The following is a 20,652-nucleotide window of genomic DNA, read 5'->3' on the forward strand; positions in this document are numbered from 1 at the left end:
TGCCATCCCGGTCGCGTGGGATATCCAGCCGCAGCGGACCATCTCCGGTCAAAACGGTTTTTCCACTCTTGCCATTGCGCTGATTAGTTTCATCCTCCGGGCGCTGCGCGCCCGGGGGATAGCCCAAGTGGTGGCCGAGTTCAGCGGTCAAGGCTCGTTCAATCAGGGCCTTCTTGAACGCTGCCGAGGCGTCCTCGATGGCTTCCGCTGTCATCAGCCCCTCACCAAACTGCTCAAGCAGCTCTTTGGGGATTTTGGGCAGGTCACGCAGGGGTTTCTTTTTGGTTGGCATACATGCACCTCTTACTCATGTTATGCCCGAACACAAAATTTCTGACACTCCCGTTACTTGCCAACCGGGCTATCGGTTACGCATCCGACCCGCAATACGCCGAATATTGCACTGGCTACCGGCGCGCTGGCTGCACTGGGTATCCTGATGCTCTGCTGGTTTACTTTCGGCAAGGATAACAACGCACTCATGGGCGGAATTCTGGTGAGCATGATCGTGTTCGCCGGAATGATTTCCTACATCTTGCAAAGCGTCGCTTACATTCGCTTGAGGCGCTCCTTCGCTAATTTGCATCGGCCTTATCGCAGCCCTTACGGAATATTCGGAGCCGTCGCGGTGATCATCATTGCAACCGCGACACTGATCTATCAGTTTCTCGATCCCCTCTATAAATGGGCGGCCCTCGCTGCTGCCTGCTGGTACCTGATCGGGATTGCCTACTTTGCTTTCTATCGTCGTCATCGCCTGGTGTTGTCACCTGAAGAAGCATTCGCCGTAAGTGGCGGTCGTGAAGGAAATCCGCAATGACTGGTGTTGAACGATCCCAAGACAAGGGCCGTCTGGCCGGAAAAGTGGCCATTATCACCGGCGGCGCCGGTGGATGCGGCGCGGCAGCAAGCCGGTTGTTCGCGGTGGAAGGGGCCAAGGTGATCATTATCGACTTGAATGGGGAGGCCGCCGTCAACCTGGCGTCGCAGATCATTGCCGAAGGCGGTCAAGCATTGGGGCTGGGCGCCGATGTCTCGCAAGCCGTTCAGGTTCGTGAGGCTATCGCCCGAGGGCTGGCCGAATTCGGTCCGGCAGACGTGCTGTTCAACCACGCCGGCACCTTGATCGTGAAACCTTTTCTGGACGTGCAGGAGCATGAGTGGGACTGGCTCATGGCCGTGAATGTCAAGAGCATGTACCTGGTCACGCAGGCAGTGCTTCCACAGATGCTTGCCAAGGGCAAGGGCAGTATCGTGTGCACTTCGTCGATCTCCGCGCAGTATGCAACCCCAGGGGAGGTCGTATACAACGCCAGCAAGGGCGCATGCCAGATGTTCGCGCGAGCCATTGCCGTCGAGTTTCGTGATCGTGGTATTCGCTGCAACGCAGTCGCCCCGGGTTTTATCCGTACCCCTCACGGCGAGCGGGAACTGCGTGACTTGCAACTGATGGGCGTGGATGCCAGTGAAGCAGCGATCAAGTTGCAGCAAGGGCGGCTTTGCGAGCCGGAGGAGGTCGCACGGGCCGCGTTGTTCTTGGCCAGCGACGATGCTTCGTTTGTAAGTGGCGCGCAGCTGTTTGTGGACAACGGTTTCTCAGCGGTTTAAATCAATCGTGGCAGGAAATATGCTTGCTCTTTATCGCTGGGTTAAGGGTGCGCTCACAAGTGGGCGCACTGGATAAAGACAAGGGGATGGCATGGCAATTTCAGTTCCGGATGGCAGAAGTGGCATGGATGCCGCGCCCGTCCTTGAGGCATGGCACTGCGCGACGCCCGGCTTGGTCGCATTGCTGCAGTGTGATGGCTTTGCCCGACAGTTGGATGAGGCTTTGTGGGCCGTTGTGAATTTTGACCAAAGCTGCGTGCTGTTTTACCCAGTGGACGGCTCACCCGTGTTACTGCACAACAATCTGCAAGGTATTTGTGAACCGGGAGCGATGCACAGCTATCTTAACGGTACGTATTTGCTGGACCCGGTTTACACCGCCTGCGCTCATGGCCAGGCGAGCGGACTTTATCGCATGAGCGAATTGGCCCCTGATGCTTTCTTCGAGGGTGACTACTTCAATTCCCCCGATGTGCATCCTTGTATTTCCATGCAGTCGGGTACATTGGCGGAAGAAATTGTCTTCATCTCCGCATTGCCGGGCATCGGTCACCTTGCTTATTCACTGATGCGACAGAACGCTTCTCCGACGTTTTCCGCTTTGCAGTTCGAAGGTTTACAGGGTTGCCGTGCGATGGTCGATGTATTGCTGCAACGCCACTATCAAGGTGTTTGCGCTCATCACGACGACAATGCATCGGCCTTGAAAGAACACTTGAACAACGCTTTTTCGCGATTCGCCGCTGATCAGCTAACCCCCCGCGAACAATTGATCGTCAGCATGATCCTGCGTGGACACTCCAGCCTTTCTATTTCACTGCACCTTGGTATCGCGGAAGGCACGGTAAAAAACCACCGCAAGCACCTGTATTTCAAGCTCGGCATTTCCAGCCAATCCGAGCTGTTTCATCTGTTCGTGAATTTTGTCCTTAGCCATACCTCAAATGTCCCGTTTGCCAATGTGGGTAACGTGCTGGTGTTCCAGGAAGCTTTTGCCAATTGACGAAGTTGAGTGTCGCTGTCGCGCATGGACGTTTTGAGCCGTGGCTGACAGCGGGTAGCACAGCGGAAAAAGCCTGCACAGGGCGCCACCTGATCTGATCATTGGCTACACATAATGTATATTATGTTAAACGATAGGTCATGTCATAGATGGATCATTGATGCCACCTGTACCTGAAAACCGGGATTTGCCTTGAATTATCAGAATCAACTCAAATCAAGGCCTTGCATACCCTTCACCAACGACTGTCTGTTGATGCTGGCCGCTGATGGAAGCTTCAGCTTTAACCAGCACATGGGCGTGACATTGCAGGCCGAAAATAGAGCGGAAAACGCGAACCCAAAGCTCATGAAAGCGGCTGAGCGCCTTGCTGCCGTATTCGGAACAGAGCATATCGTTACGATTTACAGGATGTTAGGGAGCTTCTTGAACTGCCGGTGAGCAAACTCTTCGGTCATCAACTGGCAGACTTGATCGTCTTCACTCAGGCGGTGATGGACAAGGGTCGCGGCTGGAGCGACGAGCTCAGCTGCAACTGCAAGAGCGGCGAACGCATCGAGCTGGAAATCTCCGCCACCACCTTGCAGGTCAAGGGCGAGCAGCAGCTGATTCTGGTAATGCGCGAACTCAGCCTGCAGAAGTACCAGCGCGACCAGGCGGACACCGAACGCACCATGCGCGGCGGGCTGATCGAGTGGCGCAATATCCTCAACCTGTTCCAGGAAAACGAGCGCGATAACCAGTTGCTGCTCAGCTCCGTGGGCGACGGCATCTACAGCATCGACAGCGAAGGCCTGGCCACCTTCGTCAATCCAGCCTGCGCGCGCATGCTGGGCTGGGAAACCCAGGACATGATCGGTAAGAATATCCACCGCATTCACCACCACACCCATGCCGATGGCAGCCATTACCCGGTGGAACAGTGCCCCATCTACAAAGCGGTGCACGACGGTGTGATCCACGAAGGTCGTCAGGAGGTTTTCTGGCGCCGCGACGGCAGTTCGTTCCCGGTGGAGTTCACCAGCACCCCGGTGATCTCCGATGGCCGTATCGTTGGCGCCGTGGTGGTGTTCCGCGACATCACCGAGCGGCGCAGCACAGAAAACCAGCTGCAAAGCGCCCTCGAAGAACTCAAGGTGCTCAAGGATCGGCTGGAAGAGCAAAACGCCTATCTGCAGGAAGAGATTCACATCGAGCACAACTACCGCGAGATCGTCGGCCAGAGCGAACCGATCAAGAAAATCATCCGGCAGATCGACGTGGTCGCGCCCACCGATGCCAGCGTGTTGATCAACGGTGAATCGGGCACAGGCAAGGAACTGATCGCCCGCGCGATTCACCAAGCCAGCCGCCGTAACGGCCACCCGCTGATCCGGGTCAACTGTGCGGCGATCCCCGCAGAACTGTTCGAGAGCGAATTCTTCGGCCACATCCGCGGCGCCTTTACCGGCGCCGTGCGTGATCGGGTCGGCCGCTTCGAGCTTGCGGATGGCGGCACGCTCTTTCTCGATGAAATCGGCGAAATCCCACTTGAGCTGCAAAGCAAACTGCTGCGTGTGTTGCAGGAGGGGCAATTCGAACGGGTCGGCGAAGAGCGCACGCGCAAGGTCGATGTGCGGATCGTCGCCGCGACCAACCGCGACCTGCGCCAGGAAGTAGCGGCCAAGCACTTTCGTGAAGACCTGTATTTTCGCCTCAACGTGTTCCCGATCCAGTCCCCGGCGTTGCGCGATCGCCTGATGGACATCGGCGCCCTGGCCGCGCACTTCCTCAAGCAGACTGGCAAACGCCTGAACATGCCCGGCCGGCGCCTGCGCAACAGCGATATCGAACGCCTGCAACGCTATTCGTGGCCGGGGAATATTCGCGAACTTCAAAACGTTATCGAGCGCGCGTTGATCACCTCGATTGGCGCCGACCTGAACCTGGACCTGCCGGACGAGCCCAAAACCAGCCTGCCTGCACCACAGCAACCCTCCTCCGAAGTTGCGATCATGACTGATGCGCAGATTCGCGAACTTGAACGCAGCAACATGCAGGCCGCATTGAAGGCGGCGGATGGCAAGTTGTTCGGCAAGGGCGGCGCAGCGCAATTGCTGGGACTGAAACCGACGACATTGGCGTCGCGGTTCAAACGGCTGGAGATCAAGCTGGAATAAAGCGTGGGCCCGGTCGCAACGCAACTTCGTAAAACCCGCTACGAAATGTCGTATTCCTACGAAGTTACGTAGCGGGCCGACTCAGAGCAAAACGTCCAACAAATCAAAAATACCGTTATTAATCAGGATGATATGAAATAACCAACAAAGTGGAACGTCATTCGCAATTGGGTAGCCGTCAGCCGCCCTGCGCAGCGAAACGACGGATACCTGCCATGCCAACAGCCACCACGCTCATCGCTTCCCGCACAGAAACCTACCTGGCTTCGATGCCCGACCTGGCCTTCACCGGGTTGTCGGAAAACTGGTTGTTGAAAGAGTGCGGCCATCAACACTGGCTCGCCCTGGCGCATTTGCATGATCGCGCGTTGCCGGATTTAGTCAATGCCCGTCAGGTCTGCAAAAGCCTCATCAATGCTGTACACCTCAACCGCGGGCACCATCATGTCCCGCCTGATTGTTAGCCCCCCCTGCACAGACCATTCAATTCTCCTGTCTTTATGATCGGAGCACCCGACTTGTAAGCTTCGTCTCAATCCCTATGCCCCCTACAGCATTGCGGCCATCCGTTAACCATGGCGGATCTTTGCGGTCGCAAACAGGAGTTAACGATGAAGCTACAGGTCAATGGACAGGAATTAGACGTGGATGCGCCCGCCGACATGCCGCTGTTGTGGGTACTGCGTGATCTCATGCACATGACCGGCACCAAGTTCGGCTGCGGGATGGCCCAATGTGGCGCCTGCACCGTGCATATCGACGGTTCGCCGCAGCGCAGTTGTGTCATGCCGGTCGGAGCCGTGACTGGCAAAAAGATCACCACGATCGAAGGTCTATCAGCAGATGTCAGCCATCCGGTACAGCGTGCCTGGGCCGAACTTGATGTAGTCCAGTGCGGTTACTGCCAGTCTGGGCAAATCATGAGCGCCGCAGCGTTGTTAGCAAGCAACCCTACCCCCACCGATGCCGATATCGATCAGGCCATGGCCGGGAATATATGCCGTTGCGGTACTTACCAGCGTATTCGCAACGCAATTCATCGCGCTGCCGAGTTAAGCAAGACCTGACGCTCTGCCCTCTCTTCCATCGGCCCTATTCCAGCCAAGGAGTTCTCTGATGAACCCCGTTCTTGTCCCCTCTCGTCGCGGTTTTCTCAAGTCTAGTGCGGTGCTCGGCAGTGGGCTGATCGTCGGCTTCTCGGTTCCCGGTGCCAAACGCCTGATGGCTCAGACCACAGACTCCGAATTCGCGCCCAATGCCTTTCTGCGGATCGCGCCGGACGACAGCATTACCATCCTGCTGGCTCACTCTGAAATGGGCCAGGGAGTCTGGACCACACTGACGATGCTCATCGCCGAAGAGCTGGATGCCGATTGGAGTCGACTCAAGGTCGAACACGCGCCAGCGGCTGCGGCGTACGCCAGCCCTCAACGAGGGGTTCAGGCCACCGTTGGTTCATCCAGCATTCGCGAAGAGTTCGAACGTTACCGTCGGGCCGGTGCAATGGCCCGTACCCTGCTGATCCAGGCAGCGGCCATTCGCCTTGGGCAAGCGCCCAGTACATTGCGTACCGAAAATGGTGTGGTCATCACCGGTAATACCCGTCTGCGTTATGGCGAGTTGGCCGAACAGGCCGCCCTCCTCCCGGCACCCGACCCAGCCACCCTCACCTTGAAAGAACCGGGTGCCTGGACGCTGATCGGCAAAGGCGCCTTGCGTCTGGACTCGCCAGAGAAAATCAGCGGACGTGCGCAGTACGGCATCGACGTTCAACTCGACGGCTTGCTGTGCGCGGTGGTAGCACATGCGCCGATGTTAGGCGGCACTGTGCGTGCATTCGATGCGACCCAGGCCCGGGCACTTCCCGGGGTGCGAAACGTGGTTCAGGTCCCCAGCGGTATCGCGGTGATCGCTGATCACTACTGGGCGGCCAAGAGGGGTTGCGATGTGCTGCAGGTGGAATGGGAAGCTGCGAGCGGTGCCGTCATCCTCGACAGCGATCGGCAACGCGAGGATTTCGTCAAGCTGACCCATACCCCCGGACTGGTCGCGACACAGAACGGTGACGTCGAGAAAGCCCGAGAGGCCGCGCATAAAGTGGTCGAGATGCAGTATTTCGTGCCCTACCTCGCACACGCCGCCATGGAGCCGTTGAACTGCACGGTGAGGCTCGGTGCCGATAGCTGCGACATCTGGGTGGGTAGCCAGATGCAAACCTTCAATCAACGAACTGCCGCAAAAATCACCGGCCTGGCCCCGGAACAGATACGCATCCACACCACCTTCCTGGGCGGTGGCTTCGGCAGACGCGCCGTGCAGGATTTCGTGGCGGAGGCCGTGCAGGTCGCCAAGGCCGCGGGAGTACCGGTGAAAACGCTCTGGAGCCGCGAAAGCGATATGCAGGGCGGCTATTACCGCGCAGCCTTCGCGCAACGTCTCAGGGTTGGCCTGGGTCGTGACGGCCGACCGCTGTCTTGGTCGCAGACCAGTGCCGGACAGTCGATCTTCCCCGATGCCGAGGGCATTCACCCGACATCGATCGAAGGTATGAGCGACTCGCCCTACATCAAGCACACCCCTGCCTATCGAGTCGAAGCGCACTCGCCCCGCTCCAACGTTCCCGTGTGGTACTGGCGCTCGGTTGGACACAGCCATAATGCGTTTGTCATGGAAAGCGCGGTTGATGAACTGGCGCACGCAGCCGGCCAGGATCCATTGGCTTATCGACGTCTGCTGCTCAAGACTGAACCCCGTCACCTGGGGGTGCTGAACCTCGCCGCCGAGCGCTTTGGCTGGGGACGTAAAGCAGCGGCTGGTCGAGGCCAGGGTATTGCCGTGCATCAGTCCTTCGGAAGTTTCTGCGCTCAGGCGGTGGAGATATCCATTGAGCATGACGAGATCCGTGTCCACCGTGTGGTCTGTGCGATCGACTGCGGAATCCCGGTCAACCCGGACAACATCAAGGCGCAGATGGAAGGCGCTATCGTCTTCGGACTGAGCGCGGCGCTGTTCGGGCAGATAAGTATCAAGGAGGGACGCGTCCAGCAGTCCAACTTCCACGATTATCGGGTACTGCGCATGAATGAGATGCCGCAGATCGAGGTGCATGTCCTCCCCAGCACCGAGAGCCCCGGCGGAGTGGGCGAACCTGCGACGCCCCCAGTGGCACCGGCGGTGGCCAACGCGCTGTTCGCCCTGACGGGCCAGCGCTTGCGCGAGTTGCCGTTACGCCTCTCAAGCCGTGCATAAGGCAGAATCTGGAAGGTGCATATGTCAGGTATGAGCGACTTGCTGGAAGCGATCATCACTGCCGAACGCAATGGTGATGACTCGGTACTGGCCAGTGTGGTCAAGGTCGAAGGTTCTGCGTATCGACGTCCCGGTGCGCGGATGCTGATTCCTCTGTTCGGTGGGACGGTCGGCACCGTCAGTGGTGGTTGCCTGGAAGCTGAATTGGCCAAGAAGGCCTGGTGGTTCACTGAAGCAGGAGCACCCGTGGTACGTCGCTACAGTACCAATGCCGACGACACTGAAGATGACCCGGACCGCTCGCTGACCTTCGGGTTGGGTTGCAACGGGACTGTTCATGTGATGCTCGAACGCCTCGTCGCTGGCAAACCATCGGCGGTGGTCGACTTGCTGCACTGCGTCAGACAGAGCCATTCACCGGCAGCTATGGCGACCGTCATTTCGAGTTATCGCAATGCCTTGGTGCGAGTCGGAGAGCGGATCATTCTGAATCCCTCCGGGCAGTACATTGGTGGGTTCAGGAGTCCGCGACTGCAGGCGAATGTATGCAGCGACTTGGCCGACGTCCTGTCACTGCGTAAATCCGGGTGGAGGTTCTATGCCGATCAACACGGAGCGACCGAGGTTTTCCTCGAATACCTGCCGCCCCCCACCCGGCTGGTAATATTTGGTGCCGGTCATGACGCCCAACCCCTGGTACAAATGGCCAAGCTACTGGACTGGCATGTGACAGTGGTCGACGGCCGAGCCCATTTCGCCCGCACGGAGCGTTTTCCCTTGGCCGACCAGGTGATAGTCGCAGATCAGGCCACCGTCACCAGGCAGATCGGGTCACTGCAAGGCGCGGCGGTGGTAGTGATGACTCACAGCTATGTGCAGGATCGACAATGGCTGAACATGGCCCTGACATCGGCCGCAGCCTATATCGGCCAGCTCGGGCCGCGGGAGCGGACCGAACGTCTGTTGGATGACCTCAACCGACGGCCAGCAGAACTTCCGGCACTTGACCGCCTTCACTATCCGATGGGGCTGGACACTGGCGGGGATTCGCCCGAAACCGTGGCCATGGCGATCCTCGCGGAGATCACCGCGGTGCTGAACCATCGACAAGGCGGTCAGTTGAAGCATCGCGGCACCCCGATCCATCCAGCCGAAGCCGCTATCTATCAGGCGCTGACACCTGCCTCGGAGCACCTGACGGACCAGCGATAAACAGGCCCTGCTCTTCTCAGGTCAAGGGCCCGAAGCGCTGGGCATATAACCCGCTCACCCACTCGACAAAAACCTTCAGCCTGGGGGAAAGCTGGCGATGATAGGGATACAGTACCGAGACCGGCAATCCGGCGCTGGGCCAGTTGCCCAGGACCTCCACCAATTGCCCTGTTGCCAGGTACTGCTCCACGCGAAACCGCGGAACCTGGATCAGGCCACAACCGCTGAGCGCGCAGCTCCTGTAGCACTCAGCATCATTCACCGATATCCAGCTGCCCAGCTCCTGATCGACCACCTGGCCGTCGATGAGAAAACTGAAGGGATAACGAATGTCGTGATTGCTGGCAAAAAAACCCACTGCCTGATGTTCGCCTAGCTGCTCGGGGGATGTCGGTGTGCCGTGCTCCGCCAGATAGCCGGGACTGGCACAAACGACCTCCGGCATCAACGCCAAGCGCTTGGCGACCAGTGAAGAGTCGCGAGGGTTACCCGCACGTACCACGCAATCGACGCCTTCGCTCACCAAGTCCACCAGCCGATCACCACTACTGATCGCCAGGTTGATTTCGGGATAGCGCCGATGGAAGTCTTGGATGTTCGGCAAGATGATCTGGGTCGCATGCGAGCCGTGCAGATCCAGGCGCAACGTGCCACGTGGATTTGCCAGTACCGTGCTGAGCGAAGACTCGGCATCTTCCAGATCCCCAAGAATACGCTTGCAACGCTCATAGAATGCCTGGCCGTCCAGCGTTGGCCGAACCTGCCGCGTCGTACGCTCGAGCAGGCGTGCACCGAGCTGTCGTTCCAGCTCCTTGATAGCCAGGGTAGCAGTGGCTCGTGGGATGTTCAGGGCATTGGCGGCACGGGTGAAGCTGCCCTGCTCGATGATACGGATGAAGAGTTGCAAGGCGTCGAATTTGTCCACCGTGGAGCGCCCTATTGTTGGTAAGGGATAAATAGTCTTACCAGTTATTCCGCATTTATCCATCCCCTGGAAGCAATCAGAATTACTTTCGTGGCTTCGGTGGTTTCGTCCGAGGCGTGCCATGGCGGCGCATATGTCATTTCGAATCCGTCTTGTGAGAGGCAGTGATGAAGGCCAACCATTATCAAATCAGTATCCAGTCATTGGATGAGCAGAGCGAGGGTGCTCCCCCTGCCCTGCAGTTCGAATTCGTCAACCATGACGACCTGTTGCATATCGTTGAGCTGGTCCAGGCTGGTCTGAGCTATGCACCTGCCTCGACCGCCGCGCTGGCGATCGGGGTGAAACTGTTCAGCGCGGTGATGGTGGCAAACCGTTACGATCCACTGTTCGCGGATATCGACCCGGCCATGCGCACGTTCATTCGCAAGCTCAAGCAGCGAGTGTCAGCGGTTGGTCCGACGTCTGGAGCGACGCAGCCATGAAGCGTTTTCTAGCGGAACAAGGCAGGCATCTACGTCGGCTGGGCGGAACGATACTTTCCCCCGTCACAGCCTTTTTGTTCCTGGCCAGCCCGGTCTCTTCGGCGATCGAACCCTACAGGGGTATCGCTTACGACGAACGCGTGGATCCGTCGCTGCACAAACGCAAATCCACAGGCGTCAGTACGCAAGCGATCGCCGAGGCCACCACCCATCTGCTGGATGGCTTGAGCGCGACACAGAGACAGCAGGCGAGCTTTGCGGTGGACAGTGAACAATGGCGGGTATGGAGCAACTTCCACCGCTCCAATGAGCGCCTTGGCCTACGCCTGGGGGATCTGTCTGTGACCAGCCGCGCCGATGTCTTTGAGTTGCTGCGCCAGTCGCTTAGCGCCAAGGGATTGAAACTCAGCGAGGACATCATCAAGTTGAACCATGTGCTGGGCGTCATCACCGGCGACACCCGCAGTTTCAACGAGGACGAGTATTACTTGGCGCTGTTCGGCCGTCCTTCGGATAACGAACCCTGGGGGTTTCAGTTCGAAGGACACCATCTAGTCATCAACTACTTCATTCTCGGCGATCAAGTGGTGATGAGTCCGACTTTCTGGGGCTCAGAGCCCATGTACAGTCCGCCTGACGCGGAACTACCGCCACGTTACCAGGGGTTGTCCGTGCTACAGGTTGAACGTAGCGGGGCCATGGACTTTCTCGCCTCGCTGAACCCGGAGCAGACCAAGAAGGCCCGCCTGCGCGGTTGGCAGTCGTTCATCTCGGGAGCCGGCAACGACAATGCCAAGGTTCCACAAGAAGGCATACGCGGCAATGAGTTGCAGGGCAGCCAGCGCCAGGCGCTGGCCACCTTGATCGAAAACTTTGTCGGCAATTTGCGTGAAGGCCACGCGGACATTGCCATGGATGAGGTCCGGGCGCATCTCGACGACACATGGTTCGTCGCCCGGGAGCGCGATGATGGTCGAATCTACTATCGGATTTTCAGCCCTGTGATTCTCATCGAGTTCGACGAGATCCACGGCACATTCACCGATCATCAGCATGTACATGCGGTGGTGCGCACACCCAATGGCAACGACTACGGCCAGAGCCTGTTGCGCCAGCACCTGGAGCAGCATCCGCACTGAAAGAGGTCACTTTCCAAGGGCAGTCGATGCCCGTTGCCTAGCCGTTTGTCGCGAAATATCACATACGGCTCAACGGGCACAGATTGATAAGAAATAGTTGGAAACCTGCCGGTCCGGGGACTTTCCCAGGTGCGCGAAATACTCAAAAATCTGCGCATATCCGGTCTGAACGGTTTATGGCACATGGAGTTTCCGATGGAGTCGTCCCCCCACATCATTGTTGTCGACGACCATCGCGATATCCGCGATCTGGTCGGCAAGTACCTCGGGCAACATGGTTACCGGATCAGCATGGCTGAAAGTTCGGCGGCGCTGCGAAGGTTGATGGAACGCAGTTCACCGGACCTGATTATTCTCGACGTCATGATGCCTGGAGAAGACGGGTTGACCGTCTGCCGCCAACTGCGTAGCAGCACCGACATCCCGATCATCTTCCTCACCGCGATGACCGAAGAGCTGGACCGAATCATCGGTTTGGAACTGGGCGCGGACGATTACCTCTCCAAGCCCTTCAACCCTAGAGAGTTGCTGGCACGAATCAAAGCCGTTCTGCGCAGGGTCAACAGCCTGCCTCCGCAGCGCGGTATCTCCAAGTCGAAGGTGCTGCGCTTCGATCATTGGGTGCTCAATGTTGGCCGCCGGGAGTTGCTCGGCGCCGACGGTGTCGCCATTCCTTTAAGCACCGCAGAATTTCGGCTGCTGAATGTGTTCCTCGATCACTCGGGCATTGTGCTCAGTCGCGACCAGTTGCTGGATCTGACTGTTGGCCGTACCTCGGACTACTTTGACCGAAGCATCGATAACCAGGTCAGCCGTTTGCGCAAGAAAATCGAAGTCGATCCGCGCAATCCGGCCTTGATCAAAACACACTGGGGCGGAGGCTACAGCTTCACGGCCCAGATCGAGCGGGCATGATGGGTATCTGGCAACGCAGCCTCGCTGCGCGTTTCATCCTGTTGTTATTGCTGGCCCTGGCGCTGTCCCAAGGCGCGGGTTTCCTGATCTCCTGGGATGAGCGTGGGCAGGCACTGCGTAGCGCTATCAAAAGCGAATTCTTCAGCCGCACCGCCTCATTGACACTCCTGCTGGAGAGCACTCCGTCGGCGTTACACAGCGATATTCTGAATGTCAGCGGGACCAACTACAGCCGGTTCTGGGTCTCGACCGAAGCCCCCAGAGACGCCTCGTCTTGGTGGCAGGACGCACGTGCGCAATTGCTCAAGCCATTACCCAACCGCACGGCGCCGCCGGGGGATGCCGATGAACAGGAGGCATTAACAAAACTGACAGCAGTGCCTTCCGAGGGGATCGAGTCCGGCTCGGTCTGGAGCCAACTGCCCTCCACCTCTTGGCCGCTTTCCCGTCCTGCCCTGTACCTGCCCCTGGAGACCGCGAACGGATCGGGGCTGGCCGTACGGCTCGCCGACGACGTCTGGCTGAATGCGGTGTATGCCAAATCGATACGCAATTCACCGCTGACCCTGCAATCGTTGTTGTCGTTGGCGATCACCGCACTTGCACTTTCCCTGATCGCGATTGTGGTCGCGCGGGGCATTACCCGTCCGATGCGACACCTGGCGGCGGCGGCCGAGCTGTTGGGACGCGGCGAAACAGTTCCGTATCTGCCGGAGTCGGGCCCCGATGATATCCGGCAAACGGTAGAAGCCTTTAACCGCATGCAGGCACGTATCCAACGCTTCGTTGACGACCGGACCCGGATGCTGGCGGCCATCGGTCACGATTTGCGCACACCGATCACATCACTGCGCTTGCGCGCGGAGTTCGTCACCGACCCCGAGGTCCAGGAGAAAATGCTCGCGACCATCGAAGAGATCCGCAGCATGACCGAGGCTGCCATCGCCTATGCACGTGAAGAAGCGACGGTTGAGGCGACCCGTGCGGTAGATGTTTCGGCGCTGGTTGAAAGCCTGTGTGATGACCTGGCGGAGCTGGGTATGCGGGTCAGCTATATGGGCGGTCCGAAGATCATCTACCGCTGCCGACCCGACGCACTGCGCAGAGCGATGCGTAACCTCATCGAAAATGCCGTCAGGTATGGTGAACAGGCTCGGGTCAGTATCCACCACGCCATGGAAGGTATCGACATCATCATCGAGGACGACGGGCCCGGTATCCCAAACCATGCCCGGGAACAGGTGTTCGCCCCGTTCTTCCGGCTGGAGGATTCCCGCAGTCGCGACACGGGAGGTATTGGCCTGGGCCTGTCCATCGCCCGGGCCATAGTGCGTCACCATGGAGGTGATATCAGCTTGAACAATCTGGATGTGGGCATGCGTGCCCTGATCAATCTTCCACTGACCCGTTAACCCCCTTCTTCGTTGCTCGAAGCACGGAGCAATGCCTCAGCGCTTGCGCAAAATGTCACCCGAGCTCCCTTCCCGACATTTTGCGACAAAGCGCCCTTCTCTCGACAAAGTCTGCATACAAGCGCTGGGCAAGCTCTGAATCAGGACTTGCCACTTGGCTGTCGACCTTGTCGGCAGGCCTTCTGGAACAGGTGTGTCTGCCCATCAGCGATTGTTTATCCGAGATGAATAGTAATGGCAGCTTATGCGGATTTATCCACTGGCAAACAGCGACCCACAATACCGGGTCGGTGCGCGCTTCGTTGTAACAGCGATTCGACGCACTTGCACCGCCCCCCATTGAACAATGCCAGGACACCTCAGATGAAATCGACTCCTCACTCCTCAGATGCAGAACTGCAACCGAAGCTGCTGATCCCGGCCCTGGGCCCTTTTTATCGATGGGGCGAACCCCTCGCCTACGCGTTGCTGAGGTTATGCCTGGGCATCGTCATGCTGACCCATGGCCTGCCCAAGCTGTTGGGAACCTCACACGGCTCCATGGCCGACCCCATGGCGGGTTCGATCCGCTTGATCGAAAACATCTTGCATCTCCCCGCGCCCGAGCTCTTCGGCCTGTTCGTCGCCTGGCTTGAAGGGCTCGGCGGATTGTTACTGGCGCTGGGGCTGGCAACCCGGGTGCTTGCGGTGGCCATGGCCCTGCAGATGGCGGCAATCGCCTACATCCTTGGTCCAACCTGGCCCTGGATCGATCGCGGCATCGAGTACCCGGTCCTGATGGCGTTTCTCTTCATCTACATCGCCTTCAGGGGCGCCGGCCGTCACTCACTGGACCGCCTGCTCGGGCGGGAACTTTAAATCCTTTAGGGAAGTTGCCGTCATGTCGCAATCCAAGATATCCAGGACCTTTTTCAGTGTGTCTCTGACACTCGGCAGCCTGTTGACCCTGGGTGGCTGGACTTACTGGTTGTGGCCGGGGCAGTCCGCGGCAGCCGTGACCACGACCCCGCCGTCCGTACCGGTCAGTGCGATCGAGGTACAACATCAAGACGTCCCGGTGTTGATTCACGCGATCGGCAACGTACGTTCCCTGCACAGCGTGGAAATCCGCTCGCAGGTCGACGGTATATTGCTAGAGTTGCCTGTCAAAGAGGGGCAGCGGGTCAAGCGTGGCGATCTTCTGGCTCGGATTGATGATCGCGCCATAGTCGCCGCCCTGGAGCAAGCCAAGGCCCAACTGGCCGTGGCCCAGGCCCAGCTGGCTTCGGCATCCGTTGACCTCAAGCGCTATCGGGCCCTGGCCACGACCCAAGCGGTTTCCGCACAGACCCTCGACCAGCAGCAGGCACTTGTCGCCCAACTGCAAGCAACGGTGCAGAGTCAACAGGCGACTGTCTCCGCCAACCAGGTGCAACTGTCTTACACGCGGATTCTGTCCCCTACCGATGGGCGGGTCGGTATCCGTAACTTCCATCAAGGCAGCTACGTCCGGGCGAGTGACGCGCAGGCATTGTTCTCCGTGGTGCAACTGGACCCGATCAGTATCGAGGCTGCCCTTCCCCAGGCACTCCTGCCCCAGTTGCAGGCACTGGTTGCTGGCTCGGGACAAGCACCGGTGATCCTGCGCGCTTATTCGGGCGACGGTGGTGCGCTCCTGGGCGAGGGTCGCCTGGGCCTGATCGACAACCGGGTTTCCGACGCCACAGGGACGGTACGGATCAAAGGCGATTTCGCCAACACACAGGGGCGTCTGTGGCCGGACCAATCGGTGGTGGTCAACCTTCAGGCAGCGACCTTGCACAAAGCATTGGCGGTGCCACAGCGCGCCTTGCGCCAAGGTGCACAATCCACCTTTGTCTGGCGCGTCCGGGACGGCAAGGCATCCCCACAACCGGTGCGGGTCACCTATGCAAACGCGGAGATCGCAGTGGTCGAGGGCATCGCAGCGGGTGACCGGATCGTCGACGACGGCTACTCGCGGCTGCGCCCCGGAACCGAGGTGCACATACTCGAGCCTGACGATGCGGTTCATTCCACTGTCGCCAGTGGAGGTGTCTTGTAATGGCCAGCCGCAATGTCTACACCTGGTGCATGGATCATCCCATCGGCACCATCCTGTTGAGCTTCGCCTTGGTGTTGCTCGGCGTGATTGCCTATCCGCGTCTGTCCATTGCACCACTGCCGGAAGTTGATTTTCCGACGATCCAGATCACTGCAACACTGCCGGGTGCCAGTGCCGAGACGATGGCCTCCTCAGTGGCGACGCCGTTGGAAGTTGAACTGAGCTCGATCCCCGGTATTACCGAGATGACCTCGGCTAGCTCGTTGAGCATGCTGACCCTGACGCTGCAGTTCACGCTGGATAAAAGCATCGACGCCGCCGCCCAGGAAGTCCAGGCGGCGATCAATACGGCGTCGGCGCGTTTGCCCAGCGACATGCCGAGCTTGCCGGTGTGGCGCAAGGTCAATCCAGCTGACAGTCCGATCCTGATCCTCAGCGCCTATTCGGCCAACCTGTCGCTGATCGAGGTCAGCGACCTGGCCGATACCGTGCTCTCGCGTCAGCTCAGTCAACTCGAAGGGGTGGGCCTGATCAACGTGGTGGGCGAACGTCGTCCGGCGATCCGTATCCAGGCCCGCCCGGAAGTCCTCGCCGCGGCGGGGGTCACACTGGCGGACATCCGCTCGGCGGTGCAGAGGGCCAGCGTCAACCTGCCCAAGGGCGCCCTGTTCGGTGGACACCGGGTTTCCAACCTGGAGGTCAATGATCAACTGTTCGAGCCCCGGGAATATGACGATGTCATTGTCACTTATCGCAATGGATCGGCCGTGCGGGTGCGCGACCTGGCTCGGGTTACGCTCGGGTCGGAGGACGACTACACGCAAAGCTGGCCCAATGGCGAATCCGGCGTGGCCCTGGTGATCCGGCGTCAGCCGGGAGCCAATATCGTTGCCACCGCGGATCGCATCCTGCAAGCCCTTCCCCGCCTCAAGGCATCCTTGCCGGCGGACATGACGGTCGAAGTGCTGAACGACCGCACCCGTACCATTCGCTCCTCCTTGCATGAAGTGGAATTGACGCTGGGCATTGCGATCGTCTTGGTCATAGGGGTGATGGCGCTGTTCCTGCGGCAGTGGTCGGCCACATTAATCGTCACCACCGTGCTTGGTGTCTCTCTGGTGTCGACGTGCGCGGTGATGTACCTGGCCGGGTTCAGTCTGAACAACTTGACGCTGGTAGCCATCGTGATTGCAGTCGGTTTCATCGTCGACGACGCCATCGTGGTGATCGAAAACATCCACCGTCACTTGGAACTGGGCGAGAACAAGCGTACTGCGGCGCTCAAGGGCATCAGTGAAATCGGCTTCACCGTGGTGTCCATCAGCGTGTCGCTGATCGCCGCCTTTACCCCCCTGCTCTTCATGGGCGGCGTGATTGGACGGTTGTTCCGCGAATTCGCCTTGACCGCCACTGCTGCCATCGTGATTTCAGTCCTGGTCTGCCTGACTCTGGCCCCTACCCTGGCCTCTCTGTTCATGAAAGCCCCCAATCATCACGGCGAGTCCGACAAAGGTTTCTTCGCCAGCTTGCTCAAGTTCTACGATCGCGCCTTGAGTTGGGCGCTTGGGCACCAGCGCATCATGCTCGGCGTGTTTTTCACCAGTGTGGCGCTCAGCGTGGCCAGTTTTATCATGATCCCAAAAGGCTTCTTCCCTCTGCAGGACACAGCCTTTATCCAGGGCTTCACCCAGGCATCTGCCGATATCTCCTACGATGAGATGGTCGAAAAGCACAAACAACTGGAAGCGATCTTCAGCAAGGATCCGGCGGTCATCAGCTATAACCACGCCATCGGCGGCAGCACTACGGACTCGATCGGCAATGGCCGGGTCTGGCTGGTATTGAACGATCCCGGGGAGCGTGACGCGACGGTCAGCCAGGTCATTGATCGGTTACGTCCACAACTGGCACAGGTTCCCGGGATCCAGGTGTTTCTGCGCGCCGTGCAGGACATCAACCTCAGTGCTGGCCAGCCCCGGGCCCAGTATCAATATGTATTGCGCGCGCAGAGCAGTGCCGAACTGGCGACCTGGGCCACCGCGCTGGCCGATCGCCTGCGGGCCAACCCGCTGTTTCGCGATGTCTCACATGACCTGCAACTGGATGCCAACATCACCCGCATCACCCTAGATCGTGATGAGGCTGCACGTTATGGCTTCACCGCCCAGGACCTGGACAATGCGCTTTACGATGCCTTCGGGCAACGGCAGATCAGCGAGTACCAGACCGAGGTCAACCAGTACCAGGTGGTGCTCGAACTGAGTACGGCACAGCGTGGCAATGCCGAAAGCCTTAGCTACTTCCACCTGCGTTCACCGCAGACCGGCCAGATGGTACCGCTCCTGACATTTGCCCGGATCGAGCCGCCGGCAAGTGGTCCGGTGGTCATCAACCACAACGGCATGCTGCCGGCGGCCAACCTGTCTTTCAATCTCGCTCCCGGCGTTGCCCTGGGCCAGGCGGTGAGCGCATTGCAGTCCATAGAACGGGACATCGGCACGCCAACCTCGGTGAGCGGTACCTTTCAGGGGGCGGCCCAGGCGTTCCAGTCGTCCCTGGCCAGCCAACCGTTTCTGATTCTGGCCGCGCTGGTGGCGGTCTACATCATCCTTGGCGTTCTCTATGAAAGCCTGGTGCATCCACTGACTATTCTTTCGACCCTGCCGTCGGCAGGGATCGGCGCCATCCTATTGCTGTGGGCATGGCAGTTGGACTTTTCGATCATGGCCCTGATCGGCCTGATCCTGTTGATCGGCATCGTCAAGAAAAACGGCATCCTGCTGATTGATTTCGCCATCCACGCCCAGCGTGAACGCAACCTGTCCGCCCGAGACGCCATCCATCAAGCATGCCTGGCGCGCTTGCGGCCGATTCTCATGACAACCCTGGCAGCCCTGCTGGGTGCCGTGCCCCTGATGATGGCCTTCGGTACCGGCGCCGAGCTGCGCGAGCCGCTCGGGGTTGCAATCGTCGGTGGCCTGATGCTCAGCCAGGTGTTGACGCTGCTCACCACACCGGTGGTGTTCCTGGTACTCGACAATCTGTTCCACCGACGCAAAGGTCAGCCGGTTGCCGGCCTGGAGCACCGCGCATGATGAACCGAACCTCGCTCATGACCTTGACCCTGTTGTCCGCGCTGGCAGGGTGCAGCAGCCTCGTGCAGGAGGGCTCCCCGACGACAGGTAACCAGGCGCATGGCCAAGACCTCGCGCCCTCTCTTGCCACTCAGGCGCCGCGCTGGTGGGAAGGTTTCAACGATCCTGCACTCAATGGCCTCATGGAGTCGGCGTTACGCAACAACCTGGATCTGGCCAGCGCCGTGGAACGAGTACGGGAGGTCCGGGCTCAGCGGCGCCTGGCTGCGGCCCAACGGTATCCTGACATTGGCCTGGCGGCGAATTACGATCGCTCGCGCACAGCACTGAACGGCACCAATGAGGACTACTTCTACGGCCTGGACCTGAATTGGGAGGTGGATCTGTTTGGTCGTCTCAAGGCCCTGCGTAATGAAGCCGATGCGCAGTTGAAGGCCACGCAACAGGACTACCTGAGCCTGCGGATCAGCCTGATGGCCGAGGTGGCCAACAATTACTTGCAATATCGTCTGGCGCGGCGAGTGGAACAGATTGCCAGCGAGGCCAGTGCCGCACAGAAACAGACCGCGGATGTCACCCGGGCTCGCCTGGAACAGGGCACCAGCAACCGTCTGGATCTGGAGCGCATCGAGTCCCAAGTGGCTGTCACCCTGGCCGAGGTACCGGTCGCTCGGCAACAGGCGCAGACCGCTCGTTACAACCTCGCTTACCTGCTGGCCAGTGAGCAGCCCGTGGTCGATCGGCTGCTGGCGGGTGAGGATCCTGCGGCAGTACTACCATCCCCCTCCGCCCTTTCGTTGTCCTCGGTGCCTGTGGAGGTACTGCGCGAGCGGCCGGACGTGCGTGCAGCCGAGCAACGCTTGCAGGCAGCCGGTGAATTTCTGGCAGCGGAAAAGGCAGCGCGTTACCCGCAACTGACATTGGGGCTGCTGTCCGGTTTCGAGCAAGGCGCTGGCGCTTCGACCTGGGCGCTGAGCAGTCAACTGTTTCAGCCGTTGTTCGACTTCGGCCGCATCAGCTCACGCATCGAAGCCGGCGATGCCCGACACGAACAGGCCAGACTCGCCTACAAGTCGAGCCTGCTGCAGGCGTTACGAGAGGTACACACCGCGTTCCAGGCTTACAACCAGGGTATCGAGCGACAGGGCAATCTCGACCAGGCGACGGCTGCTGCCGTACGCGCTGTCGACCTTGCCAAGCAGCAATATGCCGCCGGCACGGTTTCCATGCTGGAAGTACTGGATGCCGAACGCAGCCTGTTCGAGGTGCAGCGCAGCCAGGTACAGGCCAGAGCGGACGTGGCGCTGCGCTGGGTCGAGATCAACCGCACCTTGGGTATCGCCCCACCGGGGGCGTCTGTTGCAACGCTATAGAGATTTCAGCAGCAA

General features: G+C 59.4%; 19 protein-coding genes. 17 read left to right on the forward strand and 2 right to left on the reverse strand.

The genetic code is table 11. From position 1 onward, the window contains the following. Window positions 1–292: transposase (locus tag BM321_RS28600; protein ID WP_139230479.1), on the reverse strand; the 292-nt coding region annotated here is incomplete at its 3' end. Between the two features lie 57 nt (window positions 293–349). Between BM321_RS28600 and BM321_RS28605 the strand changes: the two genes are divergently transcribed. From BM321_RS28605 to BM321_RS28645, 9 genes are all read left to right on the forward strand, one after another. After that, window positions 350–820, forward strand: a complete 471-nt coding sequence (locus tag BM321_RS28605; RefSeq protein ID WP_139230567.1) for an APC family permease — start codon at window positions 350–352, stop codon at window positions 818–820. Further along, complete coding sequence (locus BM321_RS28610) at window positions 817–1,608, forward strand: SDR family NAD(P)-dependent oxidoreductase (RefSeq protein ID WP_092446350.1); 792 nt, start codon at window positions 817–819, stop codon at window positions 1,606–1,608. Before BM321_RS28605 ends, BM321_RS28610 begins: the two co-directional genes overlap by 4 nt. Window positions 1,609–1,699: 91 nt before the next feature. Further along, window positions 1,700–2,611, forward strand: coding sequence for a helix-turn-helix transcriptional regulator (locus BM321_RS28615; RefSeq protein WP_092446352.1), 912 nt, complete (start codon window positions 1,700–1,702; stop codon window positions 2,609–2,611). Window positions 2,612–2,803: 192 nt separating this feature from the next. Then, the gene (locus BM321_RS28620) at window positions 2,804–3,052 is read left to right on the forward strand and encodes a three component ABC system middle component (RefSeq protein ID WP_139230566.1); all 249 of its coding nucleotides are present in this window, start codon (window positions 2,804–2,806) and stop codon (window positions 3,050–3,052) included. Window positions 3,053–3,105: 53 nt separating this feature from the next. Continuing rightward, window positions 3,106–4,770, forward strand: coding sequence for a sigma-54 interaction domain-containing protein (locus BM321_RS28625; protein ID WP_371856654.1), 1,665 nt, complete (start codon window positions 3,106–3,108; stop codon window positions 4,768–4,770). Between the two features lie 215 nt (window positions 4,771–4,985). Further along, the gene (locus BM321_RS28630; RefSeq protein WP_092446356.1) at window positions 4,986–5,234 is read left to right on the forward strand and encodes a hypothetical protein; all 249 of its coding nucleotides are present in this window, start codon (window positions 4,986–4,988) and stop codon (window positions 5,232–5,234) included. A gap of 147 nt (window positions 5,235–5,381) precedes the next feature. Beyond that, on the forward strand, window positions 5,382–5,837 hold the full coding sequence (locus tag BM321_RS28635; protein WP_092326612.1) for a (2Fe-2S)-binding protein: 456 nt from the start codon (window positions 5,382–5,384) through the stop codon (window positions 5,835–5,837). A gap of 49 nt (window positions 5,838–5,886) precedes the next feature. Continuing rightward, on the forward strand, window positions 5,887–8,019 hold the full coding sequence (locus tag BM321_RS28640) for a xanthine dehydrogenase family protein molybdopterin-binding subunit (RefSeq protein ID WP_092446358.1): 2,133 nt from the start codon (window positions 5,887–5,889) through the stop codon (window positions 8,017–8,019). A gap of 21 nt (window positions 8,020–8,040) precedes the next feature. Further along, window positions 8,041–9,231, forward strand: a complete 1,191-nt coding sequence (locus tag BM321_RS28645) for an XdhC family protein (RefSeq protein WP_092446360.1) — start codon at window positions 8,041–8,043, stop codon at window positions 9,229–9,231. A gap of 16 nt (window positions 9,232–9,247) precedes the next feature. Here BM321_RS28645 and BM321_RS28650 read toward each other — a convergent pair whose 3' ends face one another. Further along, window positions 9,248–10,156: a LysR family transcriptional regulator gene (locus BM321_RS28650; protein WP_092326607.1), complete on the reverse strand. Its 909-nt coding sequence runs from the start codon at window positions 10,154–10,156 to the stop codon at window positions 9,248–9,250. A 167-nt stretch (window positions 10,157–10,323) separates the two neighbouring features. On the opposite strand from BM321_RS28650, the gene BM321_RS28655 reads away from it, so the two are divergent. The 8 genes from BM321_RS28655 (at window position 10,324) to BM321_RS28690 (ending at window position 20,637) form a co-directional block, all read left to right on the forward strand. Beyond that, the gene (locus BM321_RS28655; RefSeq protein WP_092446362.1) at window positions 10,324–10,641 is read left to right on the forward strand and encodes a DUF3861 domain-containing protein; all 318 of its coding nucleotides are present in this window, start codon (window positions 10,324–10,326) and stop codon (window positions 10,639–10,641) included. Beyond that, window positions 10,638–11,780: a DUF3500 domain-containing protein gene (locus BM321_RS28660; RefSeq protein ID WP_092446364.1), complete on the forward strand. Its 1,143-nt coding sequence runs from the start codon at window positions 10,638–10,640 to the stop codon at window positions 11,778–11,780. The genes BM321_RS28655 and BM321_RS28660 overlap by 4 nt, the downstream gene beginning before the upstream one ends. A gap of 195 nt (window positions 11,781–11,975) precedes the next feature. Continuing rightward, entirely contained in the window at window positions 11,976–12,695 is a 720-nt protein-coding gene (locus tag BM321_RS28665) for a response regulator (protein WP_092326601.1), read from the forward strand. Continuing rightward, window positions 12,692–14,107, forward strand: a complete 1,416-nt coding sequence (locus BM321_RS28670; protein WP_092446366.1) for an ATP-binding protein — start codon at window positions 12,692–12,694, stop codon at window positions 14,105–14,107. The genes BM321_RS28665 and BM321_RS28670 overlap by 4 nt, the downstream gene beginning before the upstream one ends. A 363-nt stretch (window positions 14,108–14,470) precedes the next feature. Beyond that, on the forward strand, window positions 14,471–14,965 hold the full coding sequence (locus BM321_RS28675) for a DoxX family protein (protein ID WP_092326598.1): 495 nt from the start codon (window positions 14,471–14,473) through the stop codon (window positions 14,963–14,965). A 22-nt stretch (window positions 14,966–14,987) separates the two neighbouring features. Further along, entirely contained in the window at window positions 14,988–16,169 is a 1,182-nt protein-coding gene (locus BM321_RS28680) for an efflux RND transporter periplasmic adaptor subunit (RefSeq protein WP_092446368.1), read from the forward strand. Then, window positions 16,169–19,264 carry an efflux RND transporter permease subunit gene (locus tag BM321_RS28685; protein ID WP_092446370.1) on the forward strand — a complete coding sequence of 1,032 codons (3,096 nt, stop codon included), beginning with the start codon at window positions 16,169–16,171 and terminating at the stop codon, window positions 19,262–19,264. Before BM321_RS28680 ends, BM321_RS28685 begins: the two co-directional genes overlap by 1 nt. Next, window positions 19,261–20,637, forward strand: coding sequence for an efflux transporter outer membrane subunit (locus tag BM321_RS28690; protein WP_092446372.1), 1,377 nt, complete (start codon window positions 19,261–19,263; stop codon window positions 20,635–20,637). The genes BM321_RS28685 and BM321_RS28690 overlap by 4 nt, the downstream gene beginning before the upstream one ends. Window positions 20,638–20,652 lie beyond the last annotated feature (15 nt).

It is taken from the genome of Pseudomonas sp. NFIX10 (assembly GCF_900111955.1).
Lineage (GTDB): Bacteria > Pseudomonadota > Gammaproteobacteria > Pseudomonadales > Pseudomonadaceae > Aquipseudomonas > Aquipseudomonas fluorescens_AA.